This window comes from Protofrankia sp. BMG5.30 (genome assembly GCF_001983005.1).
GTDB classification, from domain to species: Bacteria; Actinomycetota; Actinomycetes; order Frankiales; family Frankiaceae; genus Protofrankia; species Protofrankia coriariae.
Genome location: NZ_MOME01000041.1, coordinates 51,161 through 68,639, shown reverse-complemented (window position 1 = coordinate 68,639; position 17,479 = coordinate 51,161). Strand labels below are relative to the sequence as shown.

Here is a 17,479-nt window from a genome sequence, read left to right as displayed (position 1 = left end):
GTGCAGTCTCCGTGGTCACGAGACGTGCCTTTAGCCGCTCGTTCTCCCGCCGCAGCTTCTCCACCTCGATCTGCTCCGCCGATTTCCCCGGCTTCTTCTCCGCAGGACCGCGGGCCGCAACGCCCGATCCCCCGAGAGCACCCGCATCACGGGCACGGGTCCACTCCACCACATGCGACGAGAACAATCCCTCCCGGCGCAGGATCGCACCTTTCTCCCCGTGCGGGGCGTTCTCGTACTCGGCGACGATCCGCAGCTTGTACGCCGTGCTGAACACCCGCCGCGACGGACGCGGCGCCGGGTCACGCGGTGAGGACCGGCCAGGACGCTCCTGGGACTCTGACTCCACGAACACGAGGATCTCCGATCACGCCCTCTGTAGCCAACCCGCACCCAGCGGATGTCTCACCCGAGACTGACACAGAGGGGGATTCCGACGAAATGCACATAGCCAACGTCCGGCCGCGCAGGCGAAAGGAAAGCGACGAGGAAGCCGGCCAGGCCGCGATGATCCTCGCCGACACGGCTCGACGTATAAAAGTGATCGAGGAACAGCTGTGGCAGTCCGGCGCTGACAGGCCGCCCCCACCAGTCGTCGACAACAGACACGATGTCGTCATAGTCCTCTGGCCGCGCCGCACGAACCTCGACGGTGGTCATGCGCATGATGATGCCAGCCGTACCAATGCCACCCTCGGGAGGGTGAACCGCTCCTGGCTACCTGTCGAGAATKTGGGTGAAGTGGTGCGCGGCGATGGCCATACCTGCGTTCATGTACAACCGGTGGGCGTCCGTCCGCGTCGGTCCGACGCCGGAGTCCAACTGCACCTGGTCGCATCCGAGACGTCGGGCCTCCGCGAACAGCCACTCGAGGAGACGTCGGCCGTATCCCCGACGGCGGGCATCCTCGAGCGTCGAGAGATCGTCCACATACAGGTAGCGCCCGAAGTTGGCGCGGTGGGGTTAGCGCGGCCGCGGCGGGTACGTGGGGTCGAACGGCTCGTTCCACGTAGATCCTTCGTCATGTTCGTAGCCGCGCCGACAGGTTCGGGGTACGAGTCCCCTCGTCTCCATCGCCACCAACCAGAGCCTTCGCTGTCCTCCTCCCCGTCGATCAGGGGTGAAGCGGGGTGCCGACGTGACCGGTTGACGCGGCCCAAGAAGGCTCGCACAGCTATGAAGGGCCGGAGCGAGGGGGAGGGAGGTGGCCATGGTGGCAGGCGAACAGGACCACCGCAAGGCCATGGTGGATCTATCGGAGGGGTTCGGCGAGCGGCTGCTGGGTGTGCTGCTGGACCGTGCTCACGAGATGCCGCCGCAGCTGATCGCTCCACTGGTCGCGGAGGAGGTGGGCAGGATCGGTGGCCGGGACGTCTCGATCCTTCTGCAGGACTATGAGCAGCTGATGCTGACGCCGCTGCCGGGCCGGAGCCTCACGGTCGGGGAGCCCGAGCCGATCGACGACTCCCCGGCYGGTACGGCATTCCTCCGCGCGATGATCGTCGAACAGCCGCAAGCTGACGGCATACGAATGTTCCTGCCGCTGCTGGACGGTAGCGACCAGGTGGGGGTGCTGGCCCTCACCCTCGACACCGTCGACGATGACGACCGGCGGTTGCTGCGGCGGCTCGCCGGCCTCGTCGCCGACATGCTGGTCACCAAGAGCAGTTACACCGACCAGTTCTTCCAGGCCCGGCGCCGCGAACCGATGAGCGTGGCCGCGGAAATCCAATGGTCACTGCTGCCCCCGTTGACCATGATTACCCCGCAGGTCGCGGTAGCCGGCATCCTCGAACCCGCCTACGACATCGCAGGCGACAGCTTCGACTACGCCCTCAACGACGACATCCTGCACGTGGCCGTCATCGACTCGATGGGTCACAGCCTGGACGCCGCCGTGCTGGCGACGGTCGCGATMGGCGCCTACCGGCACGCCAGACGTGCCGATATCGGGCTTGCCGAGCTGTACATGTTCATGGACGCGGCCATCGACAAGCAGTTCGGGCCCGACCACTTCGTCACAGCGCAGATGATGCGTCTGGATATCGGAACGGGCCACCTGCAGTGGGTCAACGCAGGCCACCCGGCAGCACTGCTAATCCGCGATCATCAGGTTATCCGGGCACTGGAGAGTCCGGGAACCCTGCCGGTCGGCTTCGGTGGTGACATACCGCAGATCAGTGAGCAGACGCTCTGGCGCGGCGACCGCGTACTGTTCTTCACCGATGGTCTCATCGAGGAGCATGAAACCGGCGGAGAGCAGTTCGGCGAGGAACGCCTGATCAGCTCTGTTGAGAGTATCCGGGGCAAAAGTGTGCGGGAGATGGTGCGGGGTCTGTCCCATGCGTTGATGCGGGAACGGCGCGGGATCACGACCGACGACGCGACTCTCTTCCTGGTCGAGTGGCGTGGGGGCACCGCCGACCATCTCGCCAGCGTAGATGTGTAACCAGGAAGAGGCAGGTAGGGGACGCCCGGTCGTCTCGGTTTCCGCTCGTTCGCGCGTGTCCGCTGCCGTCCGCGGGGATGGGGGAACGCGTCCGACGCGCGAAGCGAACGGCGACGGAGCGTGGCAGACGCACCACCGCGGCACGGAAAGGCAGACGGTCGGAGCCGATTCTCCACGTCAGTGGATCCGCAAGCCATGCCATTCGCGTGCCAGTGGCAACGGTCAGCATCTGGAGGGACCGGTGGCCCGCGGAGGGGGCACTGGACCGTCCCGCCCTGGTCAGCGCCGCAAGCCGCACAGGTTTCCCAAGCTCGGGGTATGCGCCAGCCTCGTACTGCGCGTACAGCCAAGCCCACGGACTCTGGCCTCCGTCTTTCACCGGTGTGGTGATATGCCGGGCTGACCCTGGCCGAACGTGATCGAGGTGCACCTGACCAGCAAGAATGTGATTTGTCTAGGATCACGTCTCGTTGAGGCTGGTGCACCTCTTCCGCGCAGGTTACGCCATGCGCCGCGTGGGCTGATCGGCTCGAGTTCGTCGGCGACGACGACCGGTGGTGTGCCGGTCGCCGTGGCGGACACGAGGCATTGGCCCTTCCAGCGCTTCCCGGCTGTCTCCCGCTCCGCATCCTGCGCCTTACGGCGCTCGGCGAACGCATTGACGATCAATCCCGGCAGCGAGAGCGTACGCTCCGACATGTCGGCCTTGAGCCCGACAGCTATCCTCCTGCCAAGATTCTCCGGAACGTCACCATTGATCGCCCTGGGCCGTTGTAATCAGCCACAGGGCTGTTGGCCGTGAAACCGAGACGTTTATGAAATTTGATGGAAGCTTCGCTGCCTGGCGCGGTGACTGCTCTGACCTCCCGACAACCGTTTACCCGGGCGCGCTGAAAGAAGTCTTCGCAGAAAAGACGCGCCAGACCCGCGCCGCGACGATCCGGTCGGACGCCGACGAAATGCACGTAGCCAACCCCTGGCTGCGCAGGCGAGAGGAAAGCGACGAGGAAGCCGGCCAAGYCGCGACTGTCCTCGCCGACCMGGCTTGACGAATGAAAGTGATCGAGGAACAGCCGGGGCAGTCCAGTACTGACAGGACGCCCCCACCAGTCGTCGACAACAGATACGATGTCGTCATAATCTTCTGGTTGCGCCACACGAACCTCGACAGTGGTCATGAGTATGATGATGCCAGTAGCGCTAATGCCACCCTCCTCGTTTTCTTCCATGCGTTCGCGCATGCGGAGCGAAACCTTGCGAAGCACCCCCGCGCGGCGACGGCCTCGGGGATGCTGGGGCGTCCGAGAACGTCTGTGAGCAGGCGCTCCTTGCTGACGGAGAAGAAGCTCAGGGTGGGCCCGGTGCTGATGACTGGCCGCACGGTTGTGCTGTGATGCTCCTGGAGGAGGAGCCGGGCGGGTCGCCCGGGGCGCTGAGATCGACGTCCGGTTCCGGCAGGTCGGCGCTGTCGGCCCCCAGYACCTCCGCAATCATGATCCACACTGCCGCGATCGACATGCGGGCGACGCCTGGCGGCCCGGCGGATGCGGCAGAGCTGTTTCCGCTGTTCGGCAGCGGCCGACGCCGGATGGGGCAGGACGGGCCATCCGGCCGTGTCGGACACCGCTGGAGCGCCGGTCAGGTAACCATACGTATCCCCCCGAACGATGGCACGCTTCGATGGACGCCGGCCACCGGAGAAGATCGGCACGATTTTGTCGTTGTGTACGCTTTTGYGGCCAAAAAGCGTACACAACGACAAGCTCTCCTGGATCATGGCCTGTGCGGGTGGTCGTGGATGGGATCCGCGCCACTTGACCGACGCTCTAGGATCACGCCTTGTACGCGGAGTATCGGGGGGTTGGATGGTGCGCGGTCGACGTCACCGCCAGTGTGGGGCGGCTCCCACGTCATGATTGTCGACAGGGCCCGGGTGGCCGCGGCGCTGCCCGGCTACGACCTGGGCGGGCCCCTCGGCCAGGGCGCGTTCGGGCTGGTGYTGGCCGGCCGGCACCGCGGGCTGGACCGTCCCGTGGCCATCAAGATCCTGGCGGCGGGACGCGACGGGACAGAAGCGGGGTTTGCCCCCGAGGCACGGCTGCTCGCCGCGCTGAGCCATCCGCATGTGGTGCAGGTCTATGACTACGTCGCGACCGACGATCTACATCTGATCGTCATGGAACTCCTCGACGGAGGGAGCCTGACCCGCCGCCGGGCCGGTATGCCACCCGAGGACGCCTGCGCCGTCGGCCTGGCCGTGGCCGCGGCCCTGGCCTACGCCCACGGCCGCAATGTCCTGCATCGTGACATCAAAGCCGACAACATCCTGTTCGACGCCACCGGCCTGCTCAAAGTCGTCGACTTCGGCATCGCGAAAATCGTCGAAGGGTCTGATACCACCGCCAGCAAGATCATCGGAACGCCGAAATGCATGGCTCCCGAGCAGATCGCCGAAGGCCGGCTGAGCCCGGCCACCGACCTCTACGCGCTCGGGGTGCTCCTCTACGAACTGCTCTCGGGGGCGCCGCCGTTCGACCCGCAACTACCACTCCCCGTGCTCTGGCAGCACCATCTGCACACCATCCCCGCCCGACCCTCCGGAGTACCCACTCTCATCGCCGACGTGGTCCTCCACGCCCTGGCCAAGAACCCGGCCGACCGTCCACCCTCCACACGCGCCTTCGCTCTCGACCTGGCCCACGCCGCTGCCGGCGCCTTCGGCCCGGGCTGGATCACCCGTACCGGCATCGGGCTCCGTCTCGACGACGACATCCGCACCGCCGGCGACCAGCCCTCTACCGCCCCGAGGGCACCGGCACCGCCCGGGAGCCGGACGGACACGTCACCGGGCAGGCCGGGCAGGCCGGGCAGGCCGGACGTGCCCGTCCCGGTGCCCATCGACCGCGATCTCTATCCGACTGCCATCCGTGACGTGGGGCGTTCCTGGCCACCCACACCGGCTCCGGACGGGCCCGCCCCGTCCGAGCACGACGCCCCGGCCTCTTCGTCCCGGCGCCGGTCGCGCCGGATACGTACCACCGCGCTTGTCGTGTCCGCCGCGGCAGTCGCGGTGCTGCTCGCCATCGCCGTCACCGCCTTCCGCGGCAAGGACTCCCCTGCCTTCAGCGTCAGGGCCTCCCCCGTCCCCCAGCCGCTGGGCTCTCCCCTGACCAGCCACACGAGCTGGGTGGAGTCGATGGCCTTCGCCCCGGACGGGCATACCCTCGCCAGCGCCAACGGCGATGGGACCATACGCCTGTGGGACGTCTCCGACCGGAGCGCCCCTCGCCCCCTGGGCGCCCCCTTGACCGGCCACACCGACAGAGTGCGGTCGGTGGCCTTCAGCCCGGACGGGCTCACCCTCGCCAGCGCCAGCCACGACCACACGGTACGGCTGTGGGACGTCTCCGACCGGACCGCGCCCCGCCCCCTGGGCGTCCCCCTGACCGGCCACACCAACACGGTGGTCTCGGTCGCGTTCGCTCCGGACGGGCGCACCCTCGCCAGCGCCGGCGACGACCACACGGTACGGCTGTGGGACGTCTCCGACCGGAGCGCCCCTCACCCCTTGGGCACTCCCCTGACCGGCCACACCGACTGGGTGGGTTCGGTGACGTTCGCTCCGGATGGACGCACCCTCGCCAGCGCCAGTGGCGACGGGACCATACGCCTGTGGGACGTCTCCAACCGGAGCACACCCCACCTCCTGGGCGTTCCCCTGACCGGCCACACCAGTTGGGTGGTGTCGGTGGCCTTCACCCGGGACGGGCGCACCCTCGCCAGCGCCAGCGACGATCACACCATACGGCTGTGGGACGTCTCCGACCGGACCGCACCCCGCCCCCTGGGCGTCCCCCTGACCGGCCATACCGGCTGGGTGTGGTCGGTGGCGTTCACCCCGGACGGGCGCACCCTCGCCAGCGCCGGCGGCGACCGGACCGTGCGGCTGTGGGACGTCTCCGACCGGACCGCGCCCCGCCCCCTGGGCGCTCCCCTGACCGGCCACACCAACGGGGTACGGTCGGTGGCCTTCACCGCGGACGGACGCACCCTCGCCAGCTCCAGCGACGAGGCGATACGGCTGTGGGACATGGGCTGACCAGCCCCGCGAACGTCCCTGGGAGCCCGCGGTCACGCCCTGGCGACACCTGAGGCCCCGCCAACGACAACAGGCGTTGGGATTTTCCCAATCGATCAGGTAATCTGACCGCATGAACGGCATCGGGGACCGGGTGTTGGAGCACATCCGGCGGGTCCGCCACACCACCCCGCAGCGGGACATCGCCGAGGAGATCGGGATGACGCCTGACGCTTTCTCACGCGCTGTGAACGGCAAGCGGGCTTTCTCTTCGATCGAGCTGGCGCGCCTGGCCGACCTCCTGGACGCGGACATCCACTGGCTGATCACCGGGCAGCCCGACCCGAACCGGCTCGTTGTCGCGGCCCGGCACCGTTACGACCACGAAACCGGCCACCGGGATGTGCCCGGACGCGACGCCGACGACCGGATGCTACGTGACATCGCGTTGGCCTACCGGCAGGCCGGCCTGCGGCGGCGGCACGCGCCAGCGCTCCCGGGCACTCCGGAGGGGGCCAGAGCCGCGCTGGGCGAGGATTTCGTGCGGCCGTTCGCGGAACGACTGGAAAGCCGTCTCGGCATCAACGTCGTCCGGGTCTCGGACCTGTCCACCGCGTACTCGTTCACCCTTGGCGGGCATCGGGTGATCGCGGTTCCGGCGGCGGGCAACTGGTTCCGGGAGAACTGGTCGATGGCCCACGAGCTGGGCCACCTCGCCCAGGGCCACCACGACCAGGAGCTCTCCAGGACGGAGTGGGACCAGCGCGAGGCGGCCGCGAACGCTTTCGCCGCCGACCTTCTGCTCCCCCGCGACTCACTGGCCGCGGTCGACTGGAACCGTCTCGATGCCGCCGGACTGGCGGATCTCGTCTGGCGGTGGGGTGTGTCCACCGATGCCCTCGCCCGCCGGCTGAGCGTGCTGAACGGCTATCTGCCCCCGGTGGTACGAGAGTGGGCCGAACAACCGACCCAGCGCCTGTTGCGCCGTCACTGGGTAGCCGACTCGGGCATCGATGAGATCACCCTGCGCATGGACGCGGCCGCCCGGCGCCGCTTCCCCCTCACCCTCCAGGAGGCGCACCTCGCAGGGATCGAGTCCGGTGCCCTCGGCAAGAGCACGCTTGCCTGGATGCTCGRCATCGACCCGGACGCACTCGACGTCGACGTGCCATCAGTACCCGAAACGGACGTTGACGACCTCGTCAGGGCACTGGGCCTGTAGACCGTGGCAGTTCTCCTGTTCCCCGACAACACAGTTCTGATCAACTTCGCGATTCTCAACCGCATGGACCTGCTGGAGCGGCTGGCGAACGGCAACGGCCGCTGGTGCGCCACCGTCGCGGCGGAATGCGATGCCTCGGCCCGACAGCCCGGTCTCGCCACGCTGGCCGAGGCCACGAACATCTTCGGGCCGCCCTGGTTCCCTGATACCACCGAGCTCCAGAACACCCAGCTCCTGCGCGACGAGCTCGCAAGCCCGGCGATCGCCCCCACCGCCACCTTGGTGAGGCCGAGACACTCGCCATCATGATCCACCGCCAGGCTCACGGCTTCTTCGTGACCGACGACAACGACGCCGCCCGGCTCGCCGCTCGCAACAACATCCACGTCGTCAGGACCTGGCATTTATTGAAGATCGCCGCGAAGGCGGACTGGATCGACGCCGACACTCTGTGGGGCTACCTTCAGACACTGCGCGCCCGACGACGAGGCGGCCCGTCCGGCGTCACAGACAGGCCCTCTTTCGACAAATGGCTGGCATCCTGACACCGACCACAAAGCCGAGGAGCACGACTTACGTTCCGGCTGTTCTGTGTGTTGGCGAGCTGTACAGGGCGGCGAGCGCCTTTGCGGCTTGGGTCATTGTTTCCCGTAGCTCCGGAGGGTCGAGCACTTCCAGGTCGGGGCCGAGGCGATTCCATGGGTTTCGCCGGTTCATCCGTTGTGGTGACGCCCGCGACCAGTATCCACAGGGGCCATCCGCGGAGGTGTTGGTTGTCCACAGGTACGGACCGGCGGACGCGGCTGGTGGCCGGACGCCCATAGAGTGGCCGGGTGACCTCCCCTCTGGTCGACAGCGATGCCCCGCTGGCCGACAGCGTGAGCGACGCCGCGCGGGTGCTGCGTCGCGTCTTCGGGTACGAGTCGTTCCGGGACGGCCAGCAGGAGATCATCGAGCATGTCGTCGGTGGTGGCGACGCGCTCGTGCTGATGCCGACCGGCGGCGGCAAGTCGCTGTGCTACCAGATCCCCGCCCTGGTGCGGCCGGGCACCGGCGTCGTGGTGTCACCGCTGATCGCGCTGATGCAGGACCAGGTCGACGCGTTGCGGGCRCTCGGCGTACGGGCGGGGTTCCTCAACTCCACCCAGGAGTTCGACGAGCGCCGCGAGGTGGAGTCCGCCTTCCTCGCCGGTGAGCTCGACCTGCTCTACCTGGCACCGGAGCGGCTGCGCGTCGACGCGACGGTCACGCTGCTCGACCGGGGCAAGATCGCGCTGTTCGCGATCGACGAGGCGCACTGCGTCGCGCAGTGGGGGCACGACTTCCGGCCCGACTACCTTCTGCTGTCCGAGTTACGCGAGCGCTGGCCGGACGTGCCGACGGTGGCGCTGACCGCCACCGCGACCCCGGCGACACACGCCGAGATCACCTCCCGGCTCGGCCTGGATGACGCCCGCCACTTCGTGGCCGACTTCGACCGCCCGAACATCCAGTACCGCATCGTGTCGAAGAAGGAGCCGAAGGCGCAGTTGCTGGCGCTGCTGCGCGCCGAGCACACCAGGGACGCGGGCATCGTCTACTGCCTGTCACGATCATCCGTCGAGAAGATCGCCGAATTCCTGGTGGCGAACGGCATCTCGGCGCTGCCCTATCACGCCGGGCTCGACGCGCGCACCAGAGCCGAGCACCAGGCGCGCTTCCTGCGGGAGGACGGCATCGTCATGGTCGCGACCATCGCCTTCGGCATGGGTATCGACAAACCGGACGTACGCTTCGTCGCCCATCTCGACCTGCCCAAATCCGTCGAGGGGTACTACCAGGAGACCGGACGCGCCGGGCGGGACGGGCTGCCCTCGACCGCGTGGCTGGCCTACGGCCTCCAGGACGTCGTCCAGTTGCGCAAGCTCATCGACGCGTCCGCGGGTGACCTCACGCACCGTCGGCGGCTGAGTACCCACCTCGACGCCATGCTCGCGCTGTGCGAGACGGTCGAGTGCCGCCGCACCGGGCTGCTCGCCTACTTCGGACAGCAGCGCATTGCCCCGTGYGGCAACTGTGACACCTGCCTGACGCCCCCGCGGACCTGGGACGGCACGATCGCCGCCCAGAAGCTGCTGTCGGCCGTGCTCCGGTTACAGCGGGAGCGTCGCCAGAAGTTCGGCGCGGGCCACCTCGTCGACATCCTGCTCGGCAGGAAGACCGCCAAGGTGATCCAGCACGACCACGACACCCTGAAGGTCTTCGGCGTCGGCACCGAGCTCGGCGAGCCCGAGTGGCGCGGCGTGGTACGGCAGTTGCTGGTCCAGGGGCTGCTGGCGGTCGAGGGCGAGCACGGCACCCTCGTGCTCACCGACACGAGCGCCGACGTGCTGCGCGGGCAGCGCACGGTCCTGATGCGGCGCGAACCGGAGCCCGCCGCCAAGTCCGCATCCACGGGCGCAGCCGCGTCCAAGGGCGCGAAGCCCCGCCGCGTCGCCGTGGCCGAGCTGTCGGAAGACGCGATGCCAGTGTTCGAGCGGCTCCGCACCTGGCGCGCGGCCGCCGCGAAGGAACAGGGCGTCCCGGCATACGTGATCTTCCATGACGCCACCCTGCGCGAGATCGCGTCACGCCCGCCGGCCACGTTGGCCGAACTGTCCACCATCAGCGGCGTCGGCGAGCACAAGCTCGCCAAGTACGGACAACAGATCCTCGACACCCTCGCCGGGTGAACAGCCCCTGTTCACCCGGTCCCACCTGGGACAGCCGTCGGTATGACCGCTGTTGCCGCTCATGCCATGGCGGCCAGGGATTATGGTCGGCGCGATCAGTAGTGATAGCGGACCTGGACGATGACCAGATCGTCGCCGCGCACCTGGTACACCAGCCGGTGCTCCTCGGTGATGCGCCGCGACCAGTATCCCGACAGGTTCTGGGCCAGTGGTTCCGGCTTACCGATCCCGACGGCCGGGTCCCGGGCCGACTCCTCGATCAGACGGTTGATCCGGYGGAGCATCTTGCGATCGTCTGCCCACGACGCATAGTCAGCCCAAGCCCGTGCGGTGAACACGATCCTCATCAGGTCAGTAGATCGTGTTCCTCGGCCGCACCGGCGTCGGCCTCGGCGATACTGGCCGCGAGGTGCGCCGCATTGGCGGGCGACCGCTGTAGATAGGCGGTCTCCTGCATGGAGCGGAACTGGGCTTCGGAGACCAGGTAGGCCGAGCCATGCTTGGACAAGATCTCGACTGGCTCCTGGTCGGCATTGACCTGCTCGATCAGCGGGAACAGACGCTTGCGGGCCTCACTGGCGGTGACAGCCATAGCAACCTCCAAAGTAGTACAAGATATTGTACCGCTCCAGCCGACATCCCGCCCCGCCGACCATGCCAGCCGTGCTGACGATCGTCCCAATGGATGYCAACGACCGCTGGCGCGTACGTAGCGCTACCACCTGRGACTCGGGGAGCCGTCCGCACACCCGGTGAACACCGGCATGGAACCCGGGGTGACCGGGATGTCGGATGGCTTTCCGCCATGGGATCCGATTGTCGAATCTCCGGTCCGGGCCACGTGGCCGCGGATTTCCACTGGGTGTCCCAGCTGTGTCCTAACGATTATCAACCCCATCCTCGACCGTCTTTTCCTGTAACGGGAAGACCCGGCCATGACATCCGAAAATCATGATCGTGCGTTCCTCGCGTCTCCGCATCCACCGGGAGCACGTCCACATCGCGGATCAGGAGAGAGAGGGGGAGACAAACCGTGGATACGCTCGATAAGGTGCCTGGGTGGCGAATCTGCGGATCTCGGATGAAGCCGGCCGACCGGTGGCGCTGACGGCACCGACCGGCAGCGGACAGGCGCCGGCGGGCTACTCCGCTTCAGGACGCAGACCCTCGGCGGGACGTCGGCGGCTCACCGTCGCGCTCCGGGCGGGCGGGGAGCGCACGGCATCGGCCCACGGGTTTCCGTGAGCATGACCGCGGACGCGGCGGTAACAGGCAGGTCTACCCGCAACTACCGACCAACATCATAATCTGTGCCAGGCACGACGGCGTGCCAGCTCAGATGAGGATCCGGACCGGTCCGCACCGGATCGCATCCTCGGCGTGCCGTGCGCCCACGGCCGGCCCCGGCCCCGGCCCTGACCCCGGCTCCGGCTCCGGCTCCGGCTCGGTCACCGCGATTTCGGCGAAATCCGCCGACGTGGTGACGGAATTTTCTCAGCAACGTCGCTGAACCATTGTCCGGCCGGCATCGCGACTCCGGCGGATATCTCGACGACAGTGAGGGGGACGCGTGAGAACACGTTCGAAGCTCTGGGCGCTGTGCGCACTGCTGTGCGCGCTCCTGGTGGGCTGTGGCTCGGACACGGACAACACCGGTCCGACGACTCCGTCCGGCACGGCGACGACGACACCGTCTGTGACCGGGACAGTGACGGTGTTCGCCGCCGCGTCGTTGACCGAGTCGTTCACCGAGCTCGGCAAGCAGTTCGAGGCGGCGCATCCCGGGGTGACCGTGAAGTTCAACTTCGCCGCGAGCTCGGCCCTGGCCACCCAGATCAACCAGGGGGCGCCGGCGGACGTCTTCGCCTCGGCCAGCACCACGAACATGACCACGGTCGTCGACGCCGGCAACGCCGCCGGCCCGAAGACGTTCGCCCAGAACAAGATGGCGATCGTTACTCCGCCCGACAATCCCGCGAACATCGCCTCCGTGGCCGACCTGGCGAGGCCCGGTGTGAAGGTCGCGCTCTGCCAGGTCCAGGTCCCGTGCGGCGCGGTCGCGGCGAAGGTCTTCTCGAACGCGGCTGTCACGGTCACGCCGAAGACCTACGGCGCCGACGTGAAGGGTGTGCTGACCACCGTCGAGCTCGGTGAGGTCGACGCTGGCGTGGTGTATGTCACCGACGCCCAGGCCGCCGCGGCAAAGGTGAAGAGCATCGAGATCCCCAAGGAGCAGAACGCCTCCACCACCTACCCGATCGCGGTCCTGGCCAAGGCGCCGAACGCGGGCGGCGGGCGGGCGTTCACGGAGTTCGTCCTGTCGTCGACCGGCCAGGAGGTACTTGCCAAGGCCGGCTTCGCCTCCCCCTCCTCATAAGGCTCCCTCCTCATAAGGCTCCCTCCTCCGTAGCTGGCATCCGCCTTCCTGCGCGAGCCCATTTCGGGGGTGTACTCCGGTTCCCCGTGAGCCGGAGTACACCCCCGAAAACGTCACCGGGACCTCTGCGCCGCATATCCGACGCGCCAGTGCACGGTCCATCGGACGCCGGTGGCCCCTGGTCACGTCCAGCTCCGCCGACGTGACCAGGGGCCACCGAAAGATGACCGACCCGACCGGGTTGCTCCAGCTGACAGGATCTGTCAGCTACCGACCTTGACGAGCTTTATGGAGACGATGCCGAAGACGTAGCGGCCGCCGTGCAGATCGCCCGGGGATGTCACCCGCGGGCCCTCATCGTCCAGCGGAGCAGCGTCCTCACTGACAGCCACCAGCACCTGCCGGCCGCCGAAGTTCGGGTCGATCTCCCCCCATGACCACACCGATTCGTAACCGTCGCTGGCCCTGCCCAGGCCGACCGGGTCGCGGACTTCACACTCGCCGCCAGCAGCCGTTACCAGCACCTCGTGGTCCAATCGCTTGAGGCCGGCGAAAGCCTCGAGTCCGCGCTCCGGGACGACCGCTGCCCGCCGGAGGCGGACATTCTCGTGATCTGCCCGGACCTTTTCCTCGTCTCGCCCAGCCCGGAGGCGGTGGGCGAGACACGCCGGATCGCGGTGCTGCCGTGTGGGTCGACCCCGGTCACGGACGAACAGGTCGCCTATTTCCTCTCTGTCGTCGAGCGGACCGACCCGGTCGCGCTGGAGGCACGCGCCATCCGGTTGTTCGAGGCCCTCGAGGACTCCGAGACCGTCACCCTCACCGACAGTGATCGTCAGGCGTCGGCGACCTTCGGGGTGTGGGGTGACTACGAGTGGAACCAGCAGGCAGGCGTCCTGGAAGCGGGCGAACAGCAGATCGCGCCCTCCGGTGAGGCCAGTGCCGTCCCGACGGATCTCTTCCGCTTCGACAGCTCGCGCCGGCTCGACCTGAACGGTTCGATCGCGGTCTACGGCGCGCCCATCGTGCACCGTGGCGACCAGCCCGAGATGCTGGCGGAGCAGGCCCGCCTGTTCGACGACCTGGACGTGCTGCGCGAGCATGCGATGATCTTCGAGGTGACCGACGGAATGGTCACCGGCTGCCGCCCCGTCGACCCGGGCGCGAAACGCGCGGTGGCCGCGCTGACCGAGCTCTACACCGTGGACGACAACTACCGACTGGTGTGGGAGTTCGGGATCGGCCTGAACACCGCTCTACGTCAGCAGCCGGGAAACTGCGGGATGAACGAGATGTACGGCGCCGGCAACGGCGTTGTCCATCTCGGTTTCGGGCTGACCCCGACGACCCGATACGCGCTCACGTTCACCCCCGCCGGGGTGGACGCGGCCGTCTTCAGCGCGGGGGCGCCGATCAGCCGGCAGTGGGCACCGACCGTCGGCGCCGCCGGGGCGCTCGTCGTGGACAACAGCTCCGCGTTCCGGATGGACGACGACGTGCCGCTGGTCGTGCCCGAGGTCAATCCCGACGCGCGCGCCACCAGGCCGGCGCGCAACATCGTGGCGAACCCGAACTGCTCGACCATCCAGCTCGTCCGCGCGCTGYACCCGCTGCGCTCACTCGGCACCCTCGAGTGGGTGGTCCTGTCCACCTACCAGTCCGGCYCCGGCGGCGGGCTGCGCGGTCTGGAGGAGCTCGCCGCGAGTACCCGGGCCGTGCTCGACGGTCTGCCCCCGGCCACCAGCCCGAGCAGGTTCGGGCATCCACTCGCCTTCAACCTCGTCCCCGAGATCGGTCTGCGGGACGACGACGGGATCTCCCACGAGGAACAGAAGCTGCGCCGGGAACCCCGCAAGATTCTCACGATGCCATCTCTGCGGATCACGGCGACCGCGGTCCGAGTGCCAGTGATCAACGGCCATTCGGAGGCGGTCCACCTGGGCTTCGACCGTCCGGTGTCGCCCGCCGACGCGATCGCCGCCCTGCGCGGCGCGCCGAACCTGCGGGTGTACGGCGCCGACGACGGCTACCCGATGCCCCGGCCGGTGTGCGAGTCGCCGACGCAGCGCAGGCTCGTCCACGTCGGACGGGTCCGCTCGGACCCCGACGACCCCCGCTCGCTGTGGCTGTGGGTGGTCGCGGACAACCTGATCGTCGGCACCGCGCTCAACGCCCTTGAGATCGTGCGTCTCGCCACCGGGACGACCTGGCTGACCCGGCGGTGACGGACGAATCGGGCGTCGCCACCGCCGTCCCCACCGGCATCACCGACGACGGCAACAGCGACGACGGCGACGTCCTCGTGCTGAAGTTCGGCGGTGCCGCGTTCGCGGCGGCAGGGGCGCACCGCGCCATCGCCCGCCATGTCACGAGCCGGCTCGCCGGCAGTGTCACGAGCCGGCACACCGGCGATGCCGTGGGCCGGCACACCGGCGGTGCGGCGGCGGGCACACGGACCGCCGTGGTGGTCGTCAGCGCGGCCGCGGGGGTGACGGACCGGCTCGGCGCTGCCCTGCGCGCCGTCAGCGCCAGCCCCGACCGGGATCTGCTCGCTGCCACGCTCATGACCGGTGAGACCATCAACGTCCAGCTCATGACCGCGGCCCTGCGCGACGCCGGGCTGGCCGCCGTGGCACTGACCGCCGCCGACACCGGTTTCCTCGCAGGAGGCGAACCCCACCACGCGGACCTGCACGAGGTGGACGCCCGGGCGCTGACGGATGCCGCCGCCCGCGCCACGGTGCTCGTGCTCCCGGGCGGGCAGGCCAGTGGGCCCGACGGACGGCCGGTGATGCTCGGCCGTAACAGCTCGGACCTGTCCGCGATAGCCGCCGCCATCGCCCTGGGCGCACCGGCGTGCGAGATCTTCTCCGACTCCCCAGGGATCTGCACCGCGGATCCCCAGCTCGTACCGGAGGCCCACACCCTGCCGCGGGTCGACTACCAGACGATGACCACGATGTCGGTCCACGGCGCGAAGGTCCTGCACCACTCGGCCGTCGCCTGGGCCCGGCGACACGGCGTCGAGATCCGGTGCCGGTCGCTGCTGCCGGACGGCCGCGTGCACTCGGTCGTCTCCGCGCGGGCGTCCGCCACCGCGGCGGTCATGGCGCACCGCAACGCGGCGGTGTGGGCGGGACGGGCCGAACAGGTCCGGTCGTTGCTCGACACCCCGCGCTGCGCCGGCTCGGACCTCCTCGTCGTTCCGGGAGCCGAGGACGGGGCCGATGTCACCTACCTGGTGCTCGCCGACACCGCCCGTGATCTGAGCGCCGTCGGGCTTGCCCGCCGTGATCTCCAGATGGTCACCACGCTGTTCCCGGACGGCCGGCTCGACCGTCATCTCGTCCCGGCTGCCGACGTACCCGCGCTGCCCGGGCGCAGCACCGGCTCGTCTGCTCCTGAGAGCCGGCTGTCGCCGCCTCGCTCCGGCCCCGACCTGGCTTGAGACGGACAGCCGGTCGGGAGCCGGGCCTGAGGTACATCCAACGCCCCGGAGCCGCCGTGTGCTGGCCGCATCCACCGCGTGCCTGCCCAGCCTCCTCAGTGGTGCCATCTGGTCAGGGATGGGCCGCGATCCGGGCGGCGGCCCGCTCGACGACGACCGACCCGTTGCGGAGCACGTCGGCGCGCCAGTGGTCGTCCTCGGGGTCGAACGCCTGGCGCATCCGCTGCCGGATCTCCGCGACCCGCGCGCTGTCCACCGGTTCGTGCTGCTGCCAGAGCCAGTTGTCGGCCTGCAGGGCCCGCAGCACCGTCAGCCCGTCCTCGGTGCCGAACTCGAGCGTGATYGCCGTCAGCTCGGCGTCGGGAAGTTCCCGCATGAGCGCCTGAGCGGTGTTGCCACCGATCGGTGTCGAGCTCGACGTCCCGGTCTCGGAGCGGGTGASGGCGTCGCCGAACCAGTCCTGGGCACGGGCGAGCGCGCCTTCGTCCGCGCCACCACGAAAGATCGGCTCGGCGGCGCCGCGGTGGCCGAGCCCGGTGTGCAGGTCGATGTAGGCGATCCGCTCGTATCCCGCCAGGTGTTCCCGGATGATCGAATGCCAGATGTCGTTGGATCAGCAGGCGGCTTTTCCACCGTAGAAAAGCCCGTCGGGATGCTCGTACTGGCCTTCGGTAATGATCTGTTGAATCGTGCGGATTCCCTGGCTGGCGACATGTTCCATGAGCTGCCTGTCCGCGACGGCGTGCGCGGGGCCGTTCCAGTCCGCGGGCAGGAGCGCGGCATGGAGCGCGAAATACGCGCATCTGTGCGGCAGCCGGCCGTGGTCGACGAAGTTGCGGTTGACGTCGATGTTCTGTTCGTTCACCCGGCGCCGGTGGGAGAAACCGAACGGGTTGAGAGCGTGTACCAGCACGATGGCGATGCCGGGCCAGGAGCTCTCCCTGAGGAGACGCAGCTGGCAGGCTGATCCGGCGAATCCCTCGGCACCGTGGGTGCCGCTGACCAGCACGAGCGCGGACCGGGCACGGGCAGCACCGAAAAGTGCCACGTCGGTGCGCAGTTCCTCGCCCTCGGCGCCGCTGTACGCGCTGTTGACGAGCGTCTCGATCCGCGCGCCGCGATCGCCGGCCGCCGCCAGGAAACGCTGCCGGGCCTGCCCGTAGCTCACGGAGAAATACATCTGCCCGCCCATGT

Annotated in this window: 15 protein-coding genes and 2 pseudogenes; 9 read left to right on the top strand and 8 right to left on the bottom strand. The window is 68.6% G+C overall.

Features of this window, described 5'->3' with window-relative positions; all coding sequences use genetic code 11:
* From BL254_RS29605 to BL254_RS19920, 3 genes and pseudogenes are all read right to left on the bottom strand, one after another.
* Positions 1-355, bottom strand: a pseudogene (locus tag BL254_RS29605) (hypothetical protein); the annotation flags it as partial.
* A gap of 50 nt (positions 356-405) precedes the next feature.
* Positions 406-660: a hypothetical protein gene (locus BL254_RS19925; protein ID WP_052914611.1), complete on the bottom strand. Its 255-nt coding sequence runs from the start codon at positions 658-660 to the stop codon at positions 406-408.
* 57 nt (positions 661-717) lie between these two features.
* Positions 718-936 carry a GNAT family N-acetyltransferase gene (locus BL254_RS19920; protein ID WP_083731232.1) on the bottom strand — a complete coding sequence of 73 codons (219 nt, stop codon included), beginning with the start codon at positions 934-936 and terminating at the stop codon, positions 718-720.
* Positions 937-1,210: 274 nt separating this feature from the next.
* On the opposite strand from BL254_RS19920, the gene BL254_RS19915 reads away from it, so the two are divergent.
* The gene (locus tag BL254_RS19915) at positions 1,211-2,449 is read left to right on the top strand and encodes a PP2C family protein-serine/threonine phosphatase (RefSeq protein ID WP_047223208.1); all 1,239 of its coding nucleotides are present in this window, start codon (positions 1,211-1,213) and stop codon (positions 2,447-2,449) included.
* A gap of 719 nt (positions 2,450-3,168) precedes the next feature.
* Here BL254_RS19915 and BL254_RS19910 read toward each other — a convergent pair.
* Positions 3,169-3,690: a GNAT family N-acetyltransferase gene (locus tag BL254_RS19910; RefSeq protein ID WP_254858323.1), complete on the bottom strand. Its 522-nt coding sequence runs from the start codon at positions 3,688-3,690 to the stop codon at positions 3,169-3,171.
* Between the two features lie 671 nt (positions 3,691-4,361).
* Between BL254_RS19910 and BL254_RS19905 the strand changes: the two genes are divergently transcribed.
* From BL254_RS19905 to recQ, 5 genes are all read left to right on the top strand, one after another.
* Positions 4,362-6,548, top strand: coding sequence for a WD40 repeat domain-containing serine/threonine protein kinase (locus tag BL254_RS19905; RefSeq protein WP_076844534.1), 2,187 nt, complete (start codon positions 4,362-4,364; stop codon positions 6,546-6,548).
* Between the two features lie 112 nt (positions 6,549-6,660).
* Positions 6,661-7,749 (top strand): ImmA/IrrE family metallo-endopeptidase, encoded by a 1,089-nt coding sequence (locus tag BL254_RS19900; protein ID WP_076844527.1) that lies wholly within the window; start codon positions 6,661-6,663, stop codon positions 7,747-7,749.
* A 3-nt stretch (positions 7,750-7,752) separates the two neighbouring features.
* Positions 7,753-8,058, top strand: a complete 306-nt coding sequence (locus BL254_RS28685) for a hypothetical protein (protein WP_052914612.1) — start codon at positions 7,753-7,755, stop codon at positions 8,056-8,058.
* A 26-nt stretch (positions 8,059-8,084) separates the two neighbouring features.
* Entirely contained in the window at positions 8,085-8,294 is a 210-nt protein-coding gene (locus BL254_RS28680) for a hypothetical protein (protein ID WP_254858321.1), read from the top strand.
* A gap of 288 nt (positions 8,295-8,582) precedes the next feature.
* Complete coding sequence (gene recQ, locus BL254_RS19890; protein ID WP_371391007.1) at positions 8,583-10,460, top strand: DNA helicase RecQ; 1,878 nt, start codon at positions 8,583-8,585, stop codon at positions 10,458-10,460.
* A 95-nt stretch (positions 10,461-10,555) separates the two neighbouring features.
* On the opposite strand, the gene BL254_RS19885 is transcribed toward recQ, so the two are convergent.
* Together BL254_RS19885 and BL254_RS19880 are read right to left on the bottom strand one after the other, a co-directional pair.
* A complete protein-coding gene (locus tag BL254_RS19885) occupies positions 10,556-10,807 on the bottom strand; it encodes a Txe/YoeB family addiction module toxin (protein ID WP_076844525.1) in 252 nt (83 codons plus the stop codon).
* Entirely contained in the window at positions 10,807-11,052 is a 246-nt protein-coding gene (locus BL254_RS19880; protein WP_047223212.1) for a type II toxin-antitoxin system Phd/YefM family antitoxin, read from the bottom strand. Before BL254_RS19880 ends, BL254_RS19885 begins: the two co-directional genes overlap by 1 nt.
* A gap of 978 nt (positions 11,053-12,030) precedes the next feature.
* Between BL254_RS19880 and modA the strand changes: the two genes are divergently transcribed.
* Positions 12,031-12,837 carry a molybdate ABC transporter substrate-binding protein gene (modA, locus tag BL254_RS19875; protein ID WP_047223213.1) on the top strand — a complete coding sequence of 269 codons (807 nt, stop codon included), beginning with the start codon at positions 12,031-12,033 and terminating at the stop codon, positions 12,835-12,837.
* A 263-nt stretch (positions 12,838-13,100) separates the two neighbouring features.
* Here modA and BL254_RS19870 read toward each other — a convergent pair whose 3' ends face one another.
* Positions 13,101-13,361: a hypothetical protein gene (locus BL254_RS19870; protein WP_052914614.1), complete on the bottom strand. Its 261-nt coding sequence runs from the start codon at positions 13,359-13,361 to the stop codon at positions 13,101-13,103.
* A 3-nt stretch (positions 13,362-13,364) separates the two neighbouring features.
* On the opposite strand from BL254_RS19870, the gene BL254_RS28675 reads away from it, so the two are divergent.
* On the top strand, positions 13,365-15,062 hold the full coding sequence (locus tag BL254_RS28675; protein WP_254858317.1) for an aspartate-semialdehyde dehydrogenase: 1,698 nt from the start codon (positions 13,365-13,367) through the stop codon (positions 15,060-15,062).
* Complete coding sequence (locus BL254_RS19860) at positions 15,059-16,285, top strand: hypothetical protein (protein WP_052914615.1); 1,227 nt, start codon at positions 15,059-15,061, stop codon at positions 16,283-16,285. Before BL254_RS28675 ends, BL254_RS19860 begins: the two co-directional genes overlap by 4 nt.
* Positions 16,286-16,397: 112 nt before the next feature.
* On the opposite strand, the pseudogene BL254_RS28670 reads toward BL254_RS19860, so the two are convergent.
* Positions 16,398-17,465 (bottom strand): annotated as a pseudogene (locus BL254_RS28670) (M14 family metallopeptidase).
* Positions 17,466-17,479: the final 14 nt, after the last annotated feature.